The following is a 21522-nucleotide window of genomic DNA, read 5'->3' on the forward strand; positions in this document are numbered from 1 at the left end:
ATGATGAGTGCACTGAACCTGAATCCGGCAATATTGCTGGAGATCATCAATCTTCAAACTGATATTGCCCGCCAGGGCCTGGACCTTGGCGGCGTGATGCAGCTGGTCTGCCAGCGCGCCGGCGCCCTGTGCGGCGCCACGGCCGCTGTGGTGGAACTGGCCGAAGGCAATGAAATGGTGTACCGCGCCGCCGCCGGTGTGGCCGAAGGCGCGCTCGGGCTGCGCCTGAAACGCGATGGCAGCCTGTCCGGCCTGTGCGTGGCGCAGGACAAGATCCTGCAATGCGACGATGCCGAAACCGATCCCCGCGTCGACCGTGCCGCTTGCCGCAAGGTCGGCCTGCGTTCGATGCTGGTGGTGCCCTTGCGCCATGAGGGCGAGACGGTCGGCGTGCTGAAAGTCGGCGCACCGCACGTTAACGCTTTTGACGCCTACCAGGCGCAGATCCTGGGCCTGTTGTCGGAACTGATTGGCGCCGCCATCTACCATGCGGTGCAGTTCGAATCGAGCGACCTGTATTACCGCGCCACGCACGACGCGCTGACCAGCCTGGCCAACCGGGCTTTGTTCTATGACCGTTTGCGCCAGCAACTGGCGCAGGCCAGCCGCGCCTGCAGCAGCGTGGCGGTGGTGAACATCGACATGGACGGACTGAAGGCGATCAACGATAACCTGGGCCACCGTGCCGGCGACGCCGCCATTTGCCAGGTAGCCGAGCGCATCTCGCGCGAGCTGCGGCAGGAAGACCTGGCGGCCCGCCTTGGCGGCGACGAGTTCGGCATCATCCTGTGCGGCGTGCGCGACCGCGACGGCGTCGGCAACAAGTGCCACAACATCACCAATGCCATCGGTGCGCCGTTCGAGTTCGAAGGCCGCGCGCTGCGCTTGGGCGCCAGCGTCGGCTACGCCATCAGCCCGGAAGACGGGCAGGACATGGACAAACTGATCGAGCTGGCCGACCAGGCCATGTATCGCGAAAAGCACGCACGCAAAGCTGTTGCAGCATAGAATCGTTTGGAGCTGCCCCGGATAGGCTGATAGTATTGTTTGCATCTCCCCGAACAATAAGAAAGCGAGGGTGTGATGAAACGCAGCTTATGGTTGGCGGCCTTGTTGCCGCACGCAGTCATGGCGCAGGAGGCGGCAGCGCCGTCCCTTACCACCACCGTTACCCTGGCCAGCCAATATGTCTCGCGCGGCATCCGGCAAACCTGGGACAAGCCGGCGCTGCAGCTAGGCGTCGATTACGTCCATCCCAGCGGCCTGGTTGCCGGCACCTGGGCTTCGAACGTCAGCGACAAGTTCGTTGAAGATGCCACGGTCGAATGGGACCTGTACGCCGGCTACTCGGCCAGCAAGGGCGATATCGGCTACAGCCTGATCCTCTACGAATACCTGTATCCCGGCGCCAGGGTCAGCGCCACCGATACCACGTTCAACTACACCGAGTTGTCGCTCGGCCTGACCTACAAATCGGCCTACCTTAAATACAACTACACGGTGAGCCCGCATTTCTTCGGCATCACGCACGGGCGCGGCACGCGCTACCTGGACATCGGCCTGAACCAGGACCTGGGCAATGGCTACACGCTCAACCTGCATGCCGGCGATGCGCGCGCGGGCGGCGCCGGCAACGAGATCTGGGACTGGCGCGACGCCAAGGCCGGCGTGACCAAGGCACTGCAGGGCGGCTGGTCGGTTGCTGCAGCCGTTACGCGTGGCTGGGGCGCCACCAATGTGTATCGCGATTACACCAACGGCGTACCGGATGCCAGCGGCCAACTGGCCTTCTCAAACACGGAAAAAGCCACCTTTGTCCTGACCGTCGCCAAGACCTTCTGAGGAGCGTCGCATGTTGTCGAACCTCTCGCTGAATGCCAAGATCAATCTCACGGCCACGGCGCTGGTGGTGCTCAGCCTGGCCATTACCGCCGCCGTGACCGGCTTCGAGGCCAGCCGTACTGCCGAACGCGATGCGATGGACCTGGCGCGGACCCAGGCTGCAGCGGCGGCGTCGGCACTGCAATCACGCATCGGGCGCAACCTGGCCACCGTGATCCAGCTTGGCGCCACCCAGCGCGCCACACGCGGCGCCAACCTGCCCCTGTCGCGCGAGCAGACCGGTGAAATCACCAAGACCGTGGTGCTTGGTTCGGAAGACTTGATTGGCGGCGCCGTCACCTGGGAGCCGAATGCGCTGGATAGCAAGGATGCCGAATACGCCGACAAGAAGCCCGAGTTCGATGCCAGCGGGCGCTATATGCCTTATTACACCAAGGCGCAGGGCGGCGGCACCAATGTGGAACCGATTGTGTTCGATCCCAAGCCCGGCGCCAACGACTGGTACGACATTCCCAAGCGTACCGGCAAGGTGTTCTTCACCGAACCCTATTCCTATCCGGTGAATGGCAAGGACGTGCTGATGGCCTCGCTGGTGGCGCCGATCATGATCGGCGGCGAGTTCCGCGGCACCGCCAGCGCCGACTTCATGCTGACGCGGCTGGGCGAAATCCTCAAGGGATTGAAGTCCATTGAAGGCGGCCGGCTGTCGCTGGTGTCCAACGGCGGGCTGTATGCGAGCAGTCCGAATGAAGCCTTGATCGGCAAGCCTGCCACCGATATCCCGAAGGAGGGCCTGGAAGCCATCCGCTCTGGCAAACCCTACGAATACACGGACAAGGCCGATATGGTGCACCTGCTGCAGCCGCTGGCGCTGCATCCCGATATCGCGCCGTGGGCGGTGAAAATGAGCTTCCCGCACGCGGTGGCAACGGCGCCGGCGCGCCAGCTGATGAAATACACCCTGCTGGTATCGCTGGTGTGCGCGGTGGCGATGGGCTTTATCCTGGTGACGGTGCTGTTCCGCCTGATGCGTCCGGTACGTGAACTGGCCAATGCGATGACCGGCCTGGCCAGCGGCGACGCCGACCTGGGTGCGCGGCTGGCAGTGCACGGCAAGGATGAACTGGCGGTGATCGGCAGCGGCTTCAATAGCTTCGTGGCGAAAATCCACTCGGTGCTGGCGCGGGTGCGCGAATCGTCCGAGAACGTGGCAACCGCCAGCACGGAAATCCGGCAGGGCAATTCCGACCTGTCCTCACGTACCGAGGAGCAGGCCAGCGCGCTGGAGGAGACAGCCGCCACGATGGAGCAGCTGACCAGCACCGTGCGGCAGAATGCCGACAATGCGCGCCAGGCCAACCAGCTGGCGGCGCAGGCGTCGGAGGTGGCGGCGCGCGGCGGGCAGGTGGTGTCGCAGGTGGTCGATACCATGGCCTCGATCAACAACTCCTCGCGCAAGGTGGTGGACATCATTTCCGTGATCGACGGTATCGCTTTCCAGACCAATATCCTGGCTCTGAATGCGGCGGTGGAAGCGGCGCGCGCCGGTGAGCAAGGGCGCGGTTTCGCGGTGGTGGCAAGCGAAGTGCGCAACCTCGCGCAGCGCAGCGCGGCAGCGGCAAAAGAAATCAAGGAACTGATCGGCAGCTCGGTCGGTGAAGTGGAAGCGGGCAGTGCGCTGGTGGCGCAGGCCGGCACCACAATGGACGAAGTGGTCGCCAGCGTGCGCCGCGTGAGCGATATCGTCAACGAGATCAGCGCGGCCAGCGGGGAACAGAGCAACGGCATCGGCCAGGTCAACCAGGCGATCAGCCAGATGGATGGGGTAACGCAGCAAAATGCCGCGCTGGTCGAGCAGGCCGCCGCAGCGGCGGAAAGCCTGCAGCAACAGGCGGCAACGCTGGTGGCGCTGGTCGGCGAGTTCCGCATGGAGCAAGTTGTGCGCGCTCCAGGCAGGGCGAGTGCTAGTCTGGCCCTTTCCGACAGGAGGCCATCATGACTCAGCAACAGTACCAAAGCTGCATTGACGCTTGCAATGATTGCGCTGCCGCCTGCGACCACTGCGCCGCCAGCTGCCTGCAGGAGCAGGATGTGACCAGCCTGGCGCATTGCATCGCCAGCGATATCGATTGCGCCCAGGTGTGCCGCGTCTGCGTCGGCCTGATGCAGCGCGGCAGCAAGCTGGCATCAAGCCTGTGCGAGGCTTGTGCCGAGATTTGCGATGCCTGCGCCGATGAGTGCGAGCAGCACACGCATGAACATTGCAAGGATTGCGCCATCGCTTGCCGCCGCTGCGCCAGCGAATGCCGCAGCATGTCGGGCATGGCGCAATCGCAAGTACGGCCGGCGGCGATTCCGCCGCGCCATTGATCAGAAGCGGCTGGAAGGCCAGTTCTTCCTTTCGCCCTTGTCGGCTTTCACGGGCGCCGTAAACTCGCGTACCGCCAGCATGCGTTCGGCGCCGACCGTATTGACGGCAAAGCCGTTGCGGCCGGCGGCCTTGACGCAGTAAAGTGCCTGGTCGGCAGCCAGCATCACCTTGTCGACATCGGCCGGCAGTTCAGTGGTCAGGGCGATACCGATACTGGCCGTGACGTTCAGCGGGCGCCCGTTCACTTCGAACGGGGCCTGCATCGCCGCCACGATCTTTTCACCCAGCAGGTTGACGTTGTGGCCGGCGTCCAGGTGTTCGAACACGATCACGAATTCGTCGCCGGCGATGCGCGCCACGGTATCCGTGCTGCGCACGGCATTGCGCAGGCGGTCGGCAAACTGCACCAGCACGGCGTCGCCGGCCTGGTGCCCGAAATTGTCGTTGATCCCTTTGAAGTAATCGATGTCCAGCACGGCCAGGCCGATCTGCTGGCCGGCGCGGATGGCGCGCTTCAGGGCCTGCGGGAAGAACTCGTCGAACATGCGGCGGTTGTGGGCGCCGGTCAGCGGGTCGGTGGTCGCCAGGCGCTGCAGGTTGCGCTCGGCCATCTGCTGCTGGCGCGCGACCTGGTAGAAGGCGCGGCTCAGGTGGCCGAATTCATCCGGCTTTTCGGAATTGAATTGCTCGATATCGATATTGCCACGGCCGAAAGCGCGCACCTGGCCATGCAGTTGGTACAGTGGCGCGAGCAAGGCGCGCAGCAACAGCCAGATCGCCAGGCCGGCCACCAGGGCCGCGACCGAAGCGGCAGCCAGGGCGCGCCAGCGCAGGCTGGCCATGGAGGCGAAGGCGTCGCGGATGGGGAAGGACACCGCGATGGTCCAGTCGGCTCGTTGCAGGCGCTTATGCGCCAGCAGCACAGGCTTGCCTTCGTCGACCGCATCGTCGCGCCAGCCATCGCCATTGGCCAGTACGGACTGGCCCAGGGTGCCCGGGCCGGCGGCCTGGGTCAGCACGCGATTCTGGTCGGGATGGTAGAGGGTGGTGCCGTCGGCGGTCAGGATGAACAGGTAGCCTTCCGCCTTGCCGCGCAGGGCGTTCAACTGGCCGGCAAAGGCAGGGCGCTGCAAGTCGATGGTACCAACCAGGATATAGTCGATATTGCCGTCGCGGCGAAATACCGGCTGGGTAATTGCCAGCACCGGGCGCCCGGACAGCACGCTGCGGAACGGCTCCGAGACAATGCCCTCCTGGGCGGAGATGGTGTCGCGGAAGTACTGGCGGTTCTTGCTGTTCAGCTTGCCGATCATGCGGCGGTCCTGCAAATTGGCGACCAGTTTGCCGTCGGCGTCATAAGCAGTGAGGTTGAAAAATTCATCGCGCAGTGCGCCGCGCAGTTCGAGCTGGGCCTGGATTTTGGTCGGCGCAATTGGCTCAGCCTGCATGCTTTCAGCCAGCACGCGCAAGACTTGCTGTTTGGAAGTGATGTCGCGGTCAAGGTAAGCCGCCGCGCTGGACAACATGGACATTTCTTGCGCGGCAATCACCTTGCGCATTTCCTGCTCGGCCACCAGCAGGGAAACGCCCGCGATCAATGCCGCGGCGAACATGACCATCAGCACCAGCAGGGCTGTGATCTTGAACTTGAACGTCTGGAGTCTAGGAATTTGGCGCACAACCATCTCCTGAAAGGGGAGAATGCAGGCGAGGGTTTGGCCGGAGGGAAACGTTGCGCGGGTGTAAGGCGCAAACGAAGTATAAATCAAATAGCGCTATCCCAGCTATTTTGAGCGCTTGACCCGTTGTCACGAGGCAACTCAACAGTAGCAGCCTGAAAGTCGGGGTCAGCTCCGGCAATCGGACATTTTGCTACGCAAAATGTCCGATTGCCGGAGCTGACCCCGACTTTCATATGTTAACATCGCCGGCTTGACAGAATGGCCGGAGATTCCTGTGCAGCATCCGATTCGCTTTTATGACAAACCTGCTGGCGGGCTTGGCTCGCTGAATGGCACCGCTAAAGCACTGCGCAGCAATAGCGCGTTGCCGGCGTTGAGGGTTTTGCCACAGCTGAACCAGCCGGGCGGGGTGGATTGCCCGGGTTGTGCTTATCCCGATTCGCCTAAGGATAAGGCTGTCGATTTCTGCGAGCAGGGCGCTTGGGCGATTGCGCATGAGTCGACGGCGCGCCGCGCTACGCCGGAGTTCTTCGCGGCCAATCCGCTGGCGGCGCTGCGTACCCGCGCCGAGTGGGAGCTGGAAGGCTTCGGCCGCCTGACGGCGCCGATGCTCTACGACGGTGCCAGCGATACCTATCGCGAGATCGAGTGGCAAGCGGCCTTCAAACTGGCGGCCGGCGCGCTGCGTGCTTTGGATGCTCCTGGCCGCGCGGTGTTCTATGCCTCCGGCCGCAGCAGCAACGAGGCGGCTTTCCCCTACCAGCTGTTTGCGCGCGCCTTCGGCACCAACAATATGCCGGATTCGTCGAACTATTGCCACGAGTCGTCCGGCATGGCGCTGGGAACTACGCTGGGCGTGGGCAAGTCGACCGTGACGCGCGAGGATTTCGAACACGCGGAGGCCATCTTCGTATTCGGCCAGAACCCTGCCACCAACCATCCGCGCATGCTGGGCGACCTGCGCGAGGCGTCGCTGCGCGGCTGCCGCATTGCCGCCTTTAACCCGATGCTGGAGCCGGGCTTGCGCGGTTTCGCCGATCCGCAATCGCTGGTCGAGACCCTGACCGGCCGCGGTACGCGCATCGCGAGCGAGTATTTCCAGGTGCGCGTGGGCGGCGACTTGGCCGCTATCACCGGCATGTGCAAGGCGGTGCTGGAAGCGGAGGAGGCGGGCGGCAAGGTGCTGGACCGCGACTTCATCGCGCGCCATACCACCGGCTTCGAGGATTTCGCTGCTGCCGTGCAAACGCAGTCGTGGCAGCAGGTCGAGCAGGATAGCGGCCTGTCGCGCGAGCAGATTGAAAAAGCGGCGGCGATCTATATCGCTTCCAGGGCCACCATTGCTACCTGGTGCATGGGCCTGACCCAGCACGAGTACGCGATCGAGACCATCCAGATGCTGGTCAACCTGATGCTCTTGCGCGGCAATGTCGGCAAACCGGGCGCGGGATTGATGCCGGTGCGCGGCCACTCGAACGTGCAGGGCGACCGCACGGTGGGCGTGACCAACCGGCCGAAGAAGGAGTGGCTGGAAGGACTGGAGCGCGTGTTCGGCTTCACGCCGCCGGCGCAGAACGGGCTCGATGCGGTGGCGGCCATCAACGGCATCATGGATGGTTCGGTGCATGCCTTCCTTGGGCTGGGCGGCAATTTTGCGGTGGCCGGGCCGGATACCCCGCGCGTCCTGCAGGCGATGCAAGGCCTGCAGCTGACGGTGCACATTGCAACCAAACTGAATCGCACCCACCTGCATCCAGGCCGGGTCGGCCTGCTGCTGCCTTGCCTGAGCCGTACCGAGCGCGATGAGCAGGAGGGCGGCCGCCAGTTCGTCAGCGTGGAAGATACGGCCAGCATGGTGCATGCTTCGGCGGGGCGCAGCGATCCGGCCAGCGCCAAGCTGCGCTCGGAGCCGCATATCGTGACCGAACTGGCGCGCCACACGCTGGGCGGTGCTGCGGCGATACCCGGCATCGACTGGCAAGCCATGGGACGCGACTACAGCGTTACGCGCGCGCTGATCGAGCAGGTCGCCAGTACTGCCGTGGCGGGATTCGAGAAATACAACGACCGCATCGCGCAGCCGCGCGGCTTCCACCTGCCGAACAGCGCGCGCAACCGGGACTGGAAGACTGCCAGCGGCAAGGCGCAATTCAGCGCCATCGCGCTGCCGCAGGACACCATCATGGGCCGCGCCCGCGCTGCCTTCGGCGACGATGTCCTGTGCCTGGCCACCGTGCGTGCGCACCGCCAGTACAACACCACCGTTTACCGCGACACCACGGGCGAGGTGGACCGCTATCGCGGCGTGCACCACACGCGCAAGGTGCTGTTCATTTCTGCGGGAACCATGGCGCGCCTCGGCCTGCGCGGCGGGCAACTGGTCGACGTGCATGCGGCCGCACCGGACGGCATTGCGCGCAAATGCGCCGGCTACCAGTTGGTGCAGTACGACGTGCCGGATGGCGATGTGTTCGGCTATTTTCCGGAACTGACGCCGCTGATCTCGCCGGCGCTGGTGGCGCGCGGTTCGGCCACGCCCGCCTTCAAGGAAGTGCCGGTGCTGCTCAAGCCCGCGGAATAATCGGTTCTTCGTGGTGCATCGGCGCATCCAGCGGGATGGTGATGCGGAATGTGGTGCCCACGCCCGGCATGCTGTCGACGTGGATCTTGCCGCCCAGGATGGTGGTGACGATGTTGTGCACGATGTTCAGCCCCAGTCCTGAACTGCCTTCGCTCATGCGGGTGGTAAAGAAGGGGTCGAAGATGCGATTGAGGTGGCTGGTGGCGATGCCGGCGCCGTCGTCGCTGATGATGATGTCGGCATGGTCGCCGCTTGGAACCGGCACCGTGATCGACAGCCGGCCGTGGTCGCGCTGGTGGAAGCCGTGCATGATGGCATTGTTGACCAGGGCAGCCAGCACCTGGCCCAGCGGGCCGGGGTAGCTGTCCATTGCCACCAGCGAAGCCACATCCACCGCAAATTCGTAGGGCGTTTTGCGCAGTACCGGCGACAGGGTGTTCATGTTTTCCTGGATCACGGCGCCCAGGTCGAATTTGCGGCGCTGCGAGCTGGCGCGGTCCACCGCGACCTGCTTGAAGCTCGATACCAGGTTGGCAGCGCGTTCGATATTGCGCGTCAGGAGCACGCCGATGCCGTCGGCTTCCTCGAGAAACTGCTGCATGTCTGAGCGGCGCAGGCCTCCTTCGAAACGCTGGCCCAGCGCGTGGATCTTGTCGTGCATGGTGCTGGCGGCCACCATGCTGTTGCCTATCGGCGTATTCAGTTCATGGGCGATGCCGGCCACCATCGATCCGAGCGCCGCCAGGCGTTCGCTGCGCGCCAGTTCATCCTGCGCATGCCGGGCGGCCTCGGTGCGTTCGGCCACGCGCCGTTCCAACGACTCGTTGAGGACGGCCAGCTCCTCGTACAGCACGGCTCTTTCCGACAGGCCGGCCAGGATGTTCTCCCGCATTTCGTTGATCTTGTTGGCCAGCAGGTCGAGCTCCGTATTGCCGCCATGTTTCAGTTGCAGCGGCGTGCTGCCAAGGTTATCGATGTTCATGTGGCCCACGTAGTCGCTCAGTTGCTGCAGCGGCTTGCCCAGCCAGTGCCGCACTACCAGCACGAAGATGAACCACAGCGCCATGGTCTTGATCACGGAGTTCACCAGGATCAGGAAGAAACCATATTCGACCTGGCTCAGGATGATGCGCCGGTTGGAGTAGACGGTCCATTTGCCGATTTCCTGCGGCGTGCCGTTTTCCAGCTTGTACGAAATCGGGAATTCGCGGCTGAAGATCTGGCCGAACAGGCCATCGTCGCGCTGCGGCGACGCCAGGCGGCCGTCGGGCTGGGCCTGCATATGCTTGCCGCTTTCGTCGAGCACGGTGCCGACCGCGCGTACCAGTTTGCCCTGGTCGTCGACCACCTTGATGCCGACCACGATCGGCAGTTCCTTCATGCCGGCCAGGATGCCGCGCATGATGTCGTCGTTGAAGCGCCACATGGCGTCGGCGATGCCGGGCCCGAAGGTGTGCTGCATCGCCTCGATCTCGCTCTCGACGCGGCTGCGCGTGTGTTTGTACTCCGCGGTGAGCTGGATAACGGTCACCACTACCGTCACGATGAAGTAGCAGCCAAAGATAATGCGCAGCAGGCGCGCGGCGATCGAGCGGGTCATTTGAACCAGCGCTCCTCGATTTGCTTGTAACGGGGCGAATTGCGCAGCTTGTCGTAGCCCTCGTTAAAGCGTGCCAGCATTTCCCTGCTGTCCGGCGCGCTCTTGCTGAAGGCGATGAACAGGTCGGGCGTAGCGACGGTCCCCACCAGGGTGAAGCGGCCGGCGAATTCATCGGCCTTGCTGCGGAACAGGGCCTGCGCAATGCGTTGTTCGGCCGCCATGTACTCAATGCGGCCGGCCATCAGCATGCGGAATCCATACTCGTTCTTGTCCACCACGTGGCGCCGGATGCGGGTATTGACGTCGAATTCCTCGCCGTATTCGTAGTCGCGCTGGACGCCGACCGTGTGTCCTTCCAGGTCTTTGGCGCGCAGTCCTCGCTGGCGGAGCCGGCGCGCGCGTAGACATTCATGCGGGTGGAAAAAAGGGGCAGCCGGGGCCACAGGTACAGGGGCTTGACCAGGCTGTTCGGGACTGCGTCGAAGCATGCCGTCAGTTGGCCGGTACGCGTTTCAGCCATGCAGCGCGAATAGGGCAAGGCCCGGAATTCAGCTTTGACGCCGGCCAGGGCAAAGGCTTCGCGCACCACGTCGACGGCAAATCCTTGCGGATGCTGCTGCAGGGCCGAGGAGTAGGGCGCCCAATCGTCTTCCGCGCCGATGACAACCGCAGAAGCGGCGCACGCCTGCCGTGCATAAATTGCAAGTATGACGCTGCAACAGGTGACCAGGAAGGCACGGTTCATGACGATTCACGCCGTAGGGGAGACGGGCTGCATCCCGGCAAGTATAAACTTTGCCATCACTTGCGTTTAACTATTTGAAACGCTTGTTGTACCGGAACCATAAGGATTTATTGCAAAACTGTAATACAGGTTAAGGAAATTTCATCGTACAATGTGAAGTTTTTTCAATATTAGAAAGTAAGCAGGATTGCCGTGTCGACAGTTGTAAACTACTTCCAGGCCCGCCTCGGGGCCGAGTTCTCCATTGCTGGTTTCTCCCTCTCCCTGACGCTGTCCGAAGTCGCGCCAACGGCCAATCCGCAGGCTTTTTCGCTGACTTTCCAAGGCCCGGCCGAGCCCCAACTGACGCAACAGACCGTGGTGCTGGAGCGCGCGGGCGACGATGCCCTGGCCATATTCATGGTGCCGGCGAGCCGCAATAGTTCCGGTGTGCAATATCACGCCGTATTTAACAATTAACCCCAGGAGTTTTGATGGCAGATCCATACCTGAGCGAAATCAAGCTCGCCGCCTTCACGTTTGCGCCCAAAGGCTGGGCATTATGCGATGGACAGTTGTTGCAGATTAATCAAAACCAGGCTTTGTTCTCCCTGCTGGGTACCACCTACGGCGGCGACGGCAGGACCACCTTTGCACTGCCGGACCTGCGCGGCCGCATGCCGGTGCATGAGGGGGACGGCATCGTCCGCGGCCAGGCCGGCGGCGAGTTTGAACACACCTTGACCCTGGCCGAGCTGCCAACCCACAACCACCGCTTGAACGGCAGCACGGCCATGGCCAGCAGCAGCGACCCGAATGGCGCGCTGCTGGCGCGCAAAGGCCGCCTGAGCGCCGATATCTTCAACGGCAGCTCCGATGTCAGCCTGGTGCCGGCGACAGTAGCGGGCAGCGGCGGATCGCAGCAGCACCAGAATACGCAACCCTATCTGGCGCTGAATTTCATCATCGCGCTGCAGGGCATTTTCCCCTCATCCAATTAAGCGGAGGCAGACCATGTCTACACCTTATGTCGGCGAAATTCGCCTTTTTGCCGGCACTTTCGCGCCGGTCGGCTGGTCCTTCTGCGACGGCCAGCTGATGCCGATTTCCGAATACGAGACGCTGTTCCAGCTGATCGGCACCACCTATGGCGGCGACGGCCAGAGCACCTTTGCCCTGCCTGACATGCGCGGCCGGGTGCCGGTGCACCAAGGCACCCAGGCTGGCCGCACCCTGAAGCTTGGGGAGGCGGGAGGTGCCGAAGCAGTGACGCTGACGGTGCAGCAGATCCCGAGCCATGCGCACACCATCGGCGCCAGTACGGCGCGCGGCAGCGGCGCCTTCACCAATTTCACCGGCTTCCCGGCCGCGACGGTAAATCCCGGTTCGGCCATTTACGGACGCTCCGACAACGGCGTGCAGGCCATGGCCGCCAATGCCATCGCCACTACGGGCAGTTCGCAGCCGCACGACAATATGGCGCCATTCCTCGGCGTTAATTTCATTATCTCGATGTTCGGGATTGTCCCGAGCCAGACCTGAGGAGATTCCGATGAGTTCAATATTTGTAGCGGAAATCCGCATGTTCCCGAGCTTTGTCGTACCGACGGGCTGGGCCAGGTGCGACGGCCAGATCCTGTCCATCTCGCAGAACACGGCACTGTTCTCCCTGTTGGGCACGACCTACGGCGGCGACGGCAAGAGCACCTTCGCCTTGCCCGATTTGAACGGCCGCACACCGCTGCAGCCAGGCGAGGGGCCAGGCCTGTCGCTGCGCAACCTTGGCGAAAGCGGTGGCAGCAGCAACGTCACTTTGCTGGAAACTGAAGTGCCGGCCCATAGCCATGCCCTGCAGGCGACCACCGTACCGGCCGACCAGCTGAGCCCCGGGCCTTCGAGCGGCTTTGCCAGATCGGCGGTGACGAACCAGGTGTACAGCAAGACTACCAGTGGCGTGCAGCCGATGCGTTCCGACCTGCTGAGCACGGCCGGCAGCAGCCAGCCGCACAACAATCGGCAGCCCTACCTGGGACTGATGTTCTGCATCTCGCTGCAGGGCGTGTTTCCGCAGCGCCCCTGATGAACGCGGCATTGCGCAGCGAGACCGGCAACGACCGTGAATTCCTGCGCCGCCTGTTCGGCGAAGTGCGCGCACGCGAACTGCCAGGCCTGGCGCAGCCGATGTTGCGGCAGTTGCTCGACATGCAGTTCGCGGCGCAGCAGCAGTCTTACCGGCAGGCGTATCCCGGCGCTCGCTTCGACATCATTGAAGTCGAAGGCGCGCCGGCTGGGCGGCTGGTGCTGGCGCAATCCAGCGAAGCTTTGCTGCTGGTCGATATTGCGCTGCTGCCTGCTTGCTGCGGGCAGGGCATCGGCAGCGCGCTGCTGCGCGGCCTGCAGCGGCAAGCCGCCGCTGGCGGCCTGCCGCTGCGCTTACATGTAGCACTGAATAATCCGGCCGAGGCGCTGTATAGGCGCCTCGGCTTCAAAGAAACCGGGATGTCCGGCATGCACCGGACCATGGAATGGGAGAACGACAATGACTGATCGAGTGACTTCGCGACGCACCCTGCTGAAGGCGGGTGGCGGTTCGCTGCTGGTGGCCGGCCTGGGCCTGGGGGCGCCTGCCGTACGCGCCGCGGAAAGCGGTTTTGCCTGGAGCCGCGCTGCGGCGGAGGCCCTGGTGGGCCGGCAGTTCTGGCTGAACCACCCGGAACACCGCGCGCTGCAAATCACCGTGGAAGCGGTTGAAACGTCCAGGATCGCGCCGGAAGGCGCAGAAGCCAGGCAATTTTCGGTGGTGTTTTCCGCCGCCGCCCTGCCAGCCATCAAGGCCGGCAGCTACGAAATCGAAAATGAGGCGACGGGCCGCCAGTTGGTGTTCCTGCAGCCAGCCGCGCGCCAGGGCGCCCGCATGACGCTGCGCGCCGACTTCAACCTGCACGCCTAAGGAAACACAATGCACAAACACGCCTCCGCCAACCGTTTTTACCGCCTTGTCTGGAGCACGGTACACCGCTGCTGGGTCGCCGTCGCCGAGGGCTCGCGCAGCCATGGCAAGGGCGGCGCCCGCCGCCGCGCCGCTGCCGTGCTGGCGGGCGGCCTGGCCATGGCGGGAGCGGCGTCTGCCGGTGCGCCGCCAGTCAACGCGCTGCCGAGCGGCATGCAGCTGGTGGCCGGCCAGGCCGGCGTGAATGTGCAGGGCAGCAGCATGACCGTCAGCCAGGCTACGCAGCAGGCGATCATGAACTGGCAGGATTTCCATATCGGGGCCGGCGCGCAGGTGCGCTTCAAGCAGCCGAATGCCTCGGCCGTGGCATTGAACCGTGTGGTCGGCGGCGAAGCCAGTGCGATCTATGGCAAGCTGTCCTCCAACGGCAAGGTGTTCCTGGTCAATCCGCAGGGCGTGCTGTTCGGCGCCGGGGCGCAGGTCGACGTCGGCGGCCTGGTGGCCACCAGCCTTGGCATCTCGGACCAGTCCTTCCTGTCCGGCAGCTACCACTTCAGCGGCAGCGGCAGCGCCGCCGTGCGTAACGAAGGCAGCATCAACGCCAATGGCGGCGTCGTCGCGCTGCTGGCGCCGGTAGTATCGAACAGCGGCAGCATCAAGGCCAAGCGCGGCAGCGTGGCCCTGGCGGCTGCCACTGCGGTCGGCCTGGACTTCCGCGGCGACGGCTTGATTACAGTACGCGTGGAGCAGGGCGCACTCGATGCGCTGGCCGAGAACAAGGGCCTGTTGCAGGCCGACGGCGGCCAGGTGCTGCTGACGGCCAAAGCCGCCGATGCGCTGGCACGTTCCACCGTCAACAACGGTGGCGTGGTGCAGGCGCGCGGGCTGCTGGCTGATGGCGGCTCGATCCGCCTGGTCGGCGACGGCCAGGTGCAGGCCGGCCGGCTTGACGCCTCCTCCGGCAGGGGCAAGGGCGGCAACGTCCAGGTTGAAGGCGGCTTCGTTGCGCTCAACGGCGCGGTAAGCGCCGACGGCGCGCTTGGCGGCAGCGTGGAAGTCAAATCCGCGCACGACCTGTCGGCGGCGTCGGCATTGTCCGCTGCGGGCAGGAAGGGGCAGGGCGGCAGCATCAAGCTGTCTTCCGGCGCCAGCCTGGTGGAAAATAATGCGGCATCGACCAATGCCAGCGGCGCGTCCGACGGCGGCACGGTGTCGCTGCAAGCCGGCGGCAGCGTGCTGTCTTCCGGCCGCCATGATGTGCATGGCGCTGCAGGAAAGGGCGGCCGCGTGGACATCAGCGGCGCCGACGTGCGCCTGATGGGCGCCAAGGTGGATGCCTCCGGCGCTACCCAGGGCGGCCTGGTGCGCGTGGGCGGTGCATTCCAGGGCGGCGCCCAGCGCGATGACGCGCCGGATGCAGGGCACTTCACGGCGCGCTGGGGTGCAACGGCGGGCATTGCCAACGCCGACGCCACCTTCATCAACGACAGCACGGTACTGGACGTCTCCGCGCGCGGCAGGAGGGGCCAGGGCGGTACCGCCGTTATCTGGTCGCAAAAGCAGACCACCATGCTGGGCGCTGTTAAAGCCACCGGCCGGGCGCGCGGCGGTGCGGTGGAGATCTCCTCGCACGAGGACCTGCGCCATGTGGGACTGGAGCGGCTTGATATCGGCAAGGGCGGCAGCCTGCTGCTCGATCCGAAAAATATCGTCATCGGCAGTTTCGCCAACCAGTGGACCTTTGATGCGATGATCGGCAAGGGCTTCACCGGCGGCAAGAACCAGGACGTCGCTGGCTTGAATGCAGGCGACAGTTTCGGCTCCAGCGTGGCGCTCACTTCCGACGGCAAGGGCTTGGCGGTTGGGGCTCCTTTCGACGTGGGCATCGGCGGTGCCGCGGACGTGAGCTACGGCGCGGTGCGCCTCTTTACCTTCACTGACAACCAGTTCAACGGCGGCGCGCTGGCCGGCACCATCGGTTACGGCTACACCGGCGGCAACAACTACGATATGTCGGGCGTGCTGGCCGGGATGGATACCTTTGGTACCTCGGTCGCACTTAGCCGGACCGGCAATGTCCTGGCAGTAGGCGCCTTGGGCAGCGACCTGACGGGCAAGGTATACGCCTTTGGCTTTGGCGCAGGCTTTACGGCGCCGGTACTGAATCAGACCATTACCGCTTCCAACTTCGGTGCCAATGCCTTCGGTGTGTCGGTCGCATTGAATGGCGACGGCGACAAGCTGGCGGTTGGCGCCCTGTACAACAGGAAGGTCGAACTGTACAAGAAATCGGCGGGCAGCTTTACCATTTATAACGAGGTGGCGGGTGGCACATCGTACGATGTACAGTTTGGCACCTCCGTGGCGTTGAACGATGCCGGCACCCAGCTGGCTGTGGGAGCGCCCGGCGAAAACGGCAACAGGGGTATGGTGTACCTGTACACCACGCCGTTCGGCGCGCGGGCGAATGCCGGCACGATCGGCCAAGGGGGCAGCAAGCTCGATATCGCCCTGGCCGAAGGCGAGATGTTCGGCGCTGCGCTTGCCATGAATGATGCCGGCACCCGCCTTGCCGTCGGTTCGCCAATCAACGGCGGGCTTGGCAATACGCTCACCGGTCCGGGCGCAGTGCGCGTCATCGACTATACCGGCGATTTCCAGTCGGCGGCCGTGACCGCAGTGATCGGACGCGATTACCTGCAAGGCACCAACGCCAGCCTTGACATCGACGATGTCGGCAATTTCGGCTTTGCCGTCGCCATGAACGGCGCCGGCGACGCACTGGCAATCGCACAACCATTTACCAGTTCGGCAGACGGCAGCGACCTGTCCACCGGTGCGGTGGGCCTGTTCCGGCTGCTTCCGGCGCCGACCGCTGCTTCCCTTACTTTCAACCAAGCCTACCCCAAGGCCGGCGTCAACGCCGCGGTGGATGCGCAAAAACTCGCGGCAGCCCTGGCCAGCGGCACCAGTATCACACTACAGGCGAACAACGACATCACCTGGGAGGCCGGCAACGCCATCAGTGCAGCCGGTCCGGGATCCTTGAGCCTGCAGGCGGGCCGCAGCATCGATTTGAAATCGAACATCAGCATGGACGGTACGCTTAACGTGACCGCCAATGCCGGCACCCTGGCCGGCGTGCAGAGCCTGTACCGCAGTGTCGGCGATGCGGGGATCTCGGTCGCCAGCGGTACGACCATCAAGGCCGGCAATGTCAACATGCTGATTGCCGAAGGCACGGGGCAAGCCAACTTCATTAGCGGGGACATCACCATAGCCGGTGCTGTGAGCGGCAACAGGGTGTCGATTGTCAACCGTGGCCTTAGCCCCGGCAGCGATATCGTCATCAACGCGGGCGGCAGCGTGGCAGGTTCGGCCGGCAGTGGCGTGACCGTCACGGTTGCTGCCGCGGGCGCCAATGGCGGTACCTTCAAGAACAACGCCGGCGCCAATGCACTGCAAGGCGGCAGCGGCGGCTACTACCACGTGTATTCCGATACGACGGTGAATACGGTGGAGAACATGACCGGCTACAGCAAGCACTACAACCAGTCTTATACCGGCGTAGCGCCAGGCTACACGAGCGGTAACGGCAACTGGTTCATGTACAGGGAGTCGCCAACCCTGGTCGTTACTCCCCAATCGGCGAGCCGGGTGTATGACGGCAGCGCGACGTTGCCGGCTTTCACCAATAACGTGAGCGGCTATATCGATGGCGATACCTACGACATAACGGGTTCGGCCGGAGCCTCCGGCTTTACCAGGGACGCCGGTACCTATGCCCTGACCAGCGGCACCCTGCAAAGCACACGAGGCTACAACATCACGTTCGTCGGCGGCGGCATGCTGACGGTGACACCCAAGCAGCTGAATGTCACTGCCACCGGCATCAGTAAAGTGTACGACGGCCTGGACACGGCCGCCGTGACGCTGGGGGATGACCGTGTCATCGGCGACCAGCTCAGCGCAAGCTTCACAACAAGCAGGTTCACGGACAAGAATGCAGGCAACGGCAAGGGTGTCACTGTGTCCGGTCTTTCGCTGTCCGGAACCGATGCCGGCAACTATGCGTTGGGCTCGACCAGCGCGGCTGCCAGTGCGAATATCACGCCGCGCACCCTGAATGTGAGCGCGAACGCCGCCAACAAGGTGTATGACAGGTCCGTCAATGCCAGCGCCTCGTTCACCGACGACCGGTTGGGCAGCGACACGCTGGCGGTGAACTATGCCAGCGCCGAGTTCACCGACAAGAACGTCGGCACCGGCAAGGGCGTGCAGGTGAGCGGCCTATCGCTGTCCGGCAACGATGCAGGTAATTATGTGCTGGGTGCGGGCTCCGCCTCGGCCACGGCCAACATCACGGCGCGCCAGCTGGTGGTTGGCGTCACTGCGTCCGACAAGGTGTATGACGGCGCCCTGTTGGCCACCGCAGACTTTACCGACGACCGCCTGAACGGCGACGTGCTGGCGGTTTCGGGCAGCGCCGCCTTCTCCGACAAGAATGCCGGCACCGCCAAATCCGTGACGGCCAGCGGCCTGGCGCTGTCCGGTGCCGATGCGGGCAACTACGCGCTGGCATCGCCCACGGCCAGCACCACGGCGTCGATCACGGCGCGCGCGCTGACCGTGACCGCGAGCGGCAACAACAAGGTGTACGACCGCTCGCAAGCGGCGACGGTGAGTTTTGACGACGACCGTGTGGCGGGCGACGTGCTGTCGGTCGGCGGCAATGCGACCTTCACCGACAAGAACGCCGGTACTGCCAAGGATGTCAACGTGACCGGTATTGCTATTTCCGGCACCGATTCCGGCAATTACGTGCTGTCGTCGACCCAGGCCGCGACCAAGGCGGATATCGCAAAGCGTACGCTGACGGTCAGCATGACCGGCGGGAACAAGACTTATGACGGCACGACCGGTGCGACAGTCGGCCTGGCAAGCGACGCCTTGGGCGGCGACAGCCTGTCGCTTGGCAGCGCAAGCGCCAGCTTCACCAGCAAGGATGCAGGTACCGGCAAGACGGTGAACGTCAGCGGCATTTCCATCGTTGGCGGCACAGATGCGGACAACTATGTGCTGGCTTCCGGCACCGTCAGCGGAACGGCCGATATTGGGGCGCGCGCGCTGGTGGTGACGGCCACCGGCATCAACCGCGTCTATGACGGCAGCCGCGCAGCCGGTGTAACCTTGGGCGACGACCGCGTCGATGGCGATGTGCTGTCGGTCAGCGGCAACGCTGCATTCGCCGACAAGAACGTGGGCATTGCCAAGGATATCAGCGTGACCGGGGTGTTGCTGTCCGGCTCCGATGCCGGCAACTATGTGCTGTCGGCCAGCCCGGTCACCGCCAAGGCCGATATCAGCGTGCGCACCCTGAATGCCACCGCGACCGGTTCCAACAAGGTATACGACCGGGGCACCGCGGCAACGGTGACGCTGGACGATGATCGTGTCGCAGGCGATGTGCTGTCGCTGGCGTATGGCGCGGCAAACTTCACCGACAAGAAAGCCGGCGACGGCAAGACGATCAATGTCAGCGGCATTTCCGCGGCTGGAACGGATTCGGGCAATTATGTGCTGGCGTCGACCAGTGCAAGCGCCAGCGGCAACATCACGCAGCGCACGCTGGTTGTCGGCGCCCAGGCTTCCAACAAGGTGTATGACGGCGCCTTGTCCGCCAGCGCGAGCTATAACGACGACCGCCTGGCAGGCGACCAGTTGGCGGTGAACGGCAATGCCAGCTTTACCGACAAGAACGTCGGCAACGGCAAGTCCGTGACTGCCAGCGGGCTGGCATTGTCCGGCGCCGATGCCGGCAATTATGTCCTGGCTTCGAACAGCGTTGGCACCACGGCCGATATCACGCCGCGCGTGCTGAATGTCAGTGTGCAAGGCAATAAGGTGTATGACGGAGGTACTGCGGTTTCGGCAAGCTTCAACGATGACCGCGTGGCGGGCGACGTGCTGTCCGTCAGCGGCACCGGCAGCTTCAACAACAGGAATGCCGGCAATGGCAAGGTGCTGACGGCAACCGGCCTGGCCCTGTCCGGCGGCGACGCGGGTAATTACCAGCTGTCGTCGACGACGGTGGCGGGTTCCGGCGCCATTGCGGCGCGCGCCCTGACTGCCACCGTCGCCGCCGTCGACAGGGTTTATGACGGCACGAACAGCACTTCGGTCGTGCTGCTTGGCGACGACCGTGTGGCGGGCGACCAGCTCTTGCTTACCGGCGGCACCGGCAGCTTCGCCGACAAGAATGCCGGCAACAACAAGGCAGTCTCCCTGTCCGGCCTCACTGTAGGCGGCGCGGATGCCGGCAATTACGACGTTTCCTTCGTTGCCAACTCGACGGCCAGCATCACCCAGCGCGCATTGCAGGTAAGCGCAGGCGGCGTGGACAAGGTGTATGACGGATTGCTGGCTGCCGGCGTGGCGTACGGCGACAACCGCCTTGCCGGCGACCAGCTGGAGGTGGGCGGCAATGCCAGTTTCGCCGACAAGAACGTCGGCAATGGCAAGGCCGTTTCCGTTTCCGGCATTTTCCTGAGCGGCGCCGATGCAGGCAATTACGCCGTGAGCAACGGCACTGCAAGCACCACGGCATCCATCACACCGAAGGCGCTGGCGGCTGGCGCGAACGGGGTGGTGGGCAAAGTGTATGACGGGGGCACGTCGGCGCAGGTGGCGGCGGGCCAGGTCGCCTTGACCGGTTTCGTCGCTGGCGAAGGTGCATCCGTCGGTGCGTTGCAAGGCCGGTACAACAGCGCCGAAGTCGTGGGTGCTGGCAGTGTCAAGGCGACGCTGGACGTCGCTGCAGTGAATGCCGATGCCGGCACCGCGCTGTCGAACTATGTACTGCCGGCCGATGTTGCGCTGGCCGGCAGCATCAGTGCGCGCCAGCTGGCGATCGACGGCGTCAGCGTCGCGAGCAAGACCTACGACGGCAATACCAAGGCCAGCCTGTCGAATACCGGCAGCCTGTCCGGCCTGGTCTTTGGCGAAAGCCTGGTGCTGCAAGGCCCTGCCAGCGTGCAGTTCGATAACCGCAACGCGGGCAGCGGCAAGCAGGTCGTGGCCAGCGGCTACAGCCTGGCCGACGGCAGCGGCCTGGCGTCGAACTATGTACTGGCCGGCAACAGCGTCACCGCCAGCGGTACCATCAACCAGGCGAAGCTGGTCGTGAAGGCTGGCGACCAGTCGCGTGCCTATGGTGCCAGCAACCCGCCACTGAGCTGGAATGCCAGCGGCTTTGTCGGCGGCGATACTTCGGCGCTGCTGAACGATGTGCATACGTTCACCACTGCTGCCCGCGACGCGGCTCCCGGCAGCTATGCCATCGTCATCGACGGCAGCCAATTGGCCAACTACGCGATCGATTACGTCAACGGCGTGATGACCGTGGCGCGCGCGCCGCGGCAGTTCGAAAACGTCATCGGCAACGCTGTGAATCCGGCGTTGCCGGGACAGCAGGACGCGATTGGGCGGGGTACGAACGTGTGGCTGCAACTGGCCAGCGACGGCGGTCGCCTGGTCGGCGTGCCTGCGGATGTTGCCGCGGTCAACGGCGGTGCCGGTCCGGCCACCTTGAACGGGTGGGGATGGCTGATCGACCTGGTGCAGCGCGCCAAGTCGCCGAGCACAGGCAACGCGGCTGACACCACGCCGCAGCAACGCATCGGTGAAACGCGCGAATACACCATTGGCGGCGGCAGCCGCGTGAAAGTACGCGACGGCGGCGTGAACGGCGCCGTCGCACCTAACTGATAAGA

The 21522-nt window shown here is 64.2% G+C and carries 15 protein-coding genes and 1 pseudogene; 12 read left to right on the plus strand and 4 right to left on the minus strand.

The window, feature by feature from the left end:
- From ASE26_RS21090 to ASE26_RS21105, 4 genes are all read left to right on the plus strand, one after another.
- Entirely contained in the window at positions 1-1008 is a 1008-nt protein-coding gene (locus ASE26_RS21090) for a sensor domain-containing diguanylate cyclase (RefSeq protein WP_200960829.1), read from the plus strand.
- Between the two features lie 75 nt (positions 1009-1083).
- Positions 1084-1842: a TorF family putative porin gene (locus tag ASE26_RS21095; RefSeq protein WP_055925886.1), complete on the plus strand. Its 759-nt coding sequence runs from the start codon at positions 1084-1086 to the stop codon at positions 1840-1842.
- Positions 1843-1852: 10 nt separating this feature from the next.
- On the plus strand, positions 1853-3841 hold the full coding sequence (locus ASE26_RS21100) for a methyl-accepting chemotaxis protein (RefSeq protein ID WP_082591438.1): 1989 nt from the start codon (positions 1853-1855) through the stop codon (positions 3839-3841).
- A complete protein-coding gene (locus tag ASE26_RS21105; RefSeq protein ID WP_055925889.1) occupies positions 3838-4212 on the plus strand; it encodes a four-helix bundle copper-binding protein in 375 nt (124 codons plus the stop codon). The genes ASE26_RS21100 and ASE26_RS21105 overlap by 4 nt, the downstream gene beginning before the upstream one ends.
- On the opposite strand, the gene ASE26_RS21110 is transcribed toward ASE26_RS21105, so the two are convergent.
- Positions 4213-5892, minus strand: a complete 1680-nt coding sequence (locus tag ASE26_RS21110) for a sensor domain-containing diguanylate cyclase (protein WP_229207055.1) — start codon at positions 5890-5892, stop codon at positions 4213-4215.
- Between the two features lie 277 nt (positions 5893-6169).
- Between ASE26_RS21110 and ASE26_RS21115 the strand changes: the two genes are divergently transcribed.
- On the plus strand, positions 6170-8476 hold the full coding sequence (locus ASE26_RS21115; protein ID WP_057246885.1) for an FdhF/YdeP family oxidoreductase: 2307 nt from the start codon (positions 6170-6172) through the stop codon (positions 8474-8476).
- Here the strand turns inward: ASE26_RS21115 and ASE26_RS21120 are convergent.
- From ASE26_RS21120 to ASE26_RS32140, 3 genes and pseudogenes are all read right to left on the minus strand, one after another.
- A complete protein-coding gene (locus ASE26_RS21120; RefSeq protein WP_055925896.1) occupies positions 8460-10076 on the minus strand; it encodes a sensor histidine kinase in 1617 nt (538 codons plus the stop codon). The genes ASE26_RS21115 and ASE26_RS21120 overlap by 17 nt on opposite strands.
- The gene (locus ASE26_RS30180; RefSeq protein WP_229208193.1) at positions 10073-10564 is read right to left on the minus strand and encodes an ABC transporter substrate-binding protein; all 492 of its coding nucleotides are present in this window, start codon (positions 10562-10564) and stop codon (positions 10073-10075) included. Before ASE26_RS30180 ends, ASE26_RS21120 begins: the two co-directional genes overlap by 4 nt.
- 32 nt (positions 10565-10596) lie before the next feature.
- A pseudogene (locus ASE26_RS32140) lies at positions 10597-10821 on the minus strand (hypothetical protein); the annotation flags it as partial.
- Between the two features lie 192 nt (positions 10822-11013).
- On the opposite strand from ASE26_RS32140, the gene ASE26_RS21130 reads away from it, so the two are divergent.
- Genes ASE26_RS21130 through ASE26_RS21160 form a run of 7 tightly spaced genes read left to right on the plus strand, consistent with a single transcriptional unit; the run spans position 11014 to position 21517 of the window.
- Positions 11014-11280 (plus strand): hypothetical protein, encoded by a 267-nt coding sequence (locus ASE26_RS21130; protein WP_057246887.1) that lies wholly within the window; start codon positions 11014-11016, stop codon positions 11278-11280.
- A 14-nt stretch (positions 11281-11294) separates the two neighbouring features.
- Positions 11295-11801, plus strand: coding sequence for a phage tail protein (locus tag ASE26_RS21135; RefSeq protein ID WP_055925905.1), 507 nt, complete (start codon positions 11295-11297; stop codon positions 11799-11801).
- Positions 11802-11814: 13 nt separating this feature from the next.
- Complete coding sequence (locus ASE26_RS21140) at positions 11815-12342, plus strand: phage tail protein (protein ID WP_055925909.1); 528 nt, start codon at positions 11815-11817, stop codon at positions 12340-12342.
- A gap of 10 nt (positions 12343-12352) precedes the next feature.
- Positions 12353-12880, plus strand: a complete 528-nt coding sequence (locus tag ASE26_RS21145) for a phage tail protein (protein WP_057246888.1) — start codon at positions 12353-12355, stop codon at positions 12878-12880.
- A complete protein-coding gene (locus tag ASE26_RS21150; RefSeq protein ID WP_057246889.1) occupies positions 12880-13347 on the plus strand; it encodes a GNAT family N-acetyltransferase in 468 nt (155 codons plus the stop codon). Before ASE26_RS21145 ends, ASE26_RS21150 begins: the two co-directional genes overlap by 1 nt.
- Entirely contained in the window at positions 13340-13750 is a 411-nt protein-coding gene (locus ASE26_RS21155; RefSeq protein WP_057246890.1) for a hypothetical protein, read from the plus strand. Before ASE26_RS21150 ends, ASE26_RS21155 begins: the two co-directional genes overlap by 8 nt.
- A 9-nt stretch (positions 13751-13759) precedes the next feature.
- Entirely contained in the window at positions 13760-21517 is a 7758-nt protein-coding gene (locus tag ASE26_RS21160; RefSeq protein WP_057246891.1) for a YDG domain-containing protein, read from the plus strand.
- The last annotated feature ends 5 nt before the right edge of the window (positions 21518-21522 follow it).

This window comes from Duganella sp. Root198D2 (assembly GCF_001428585.1).
Lineage (GTDB): Bacteria > Pseudomonadota > Gammaproteobacteria > Burkholderiales > Burkholderiaceae_D > Rugamonas.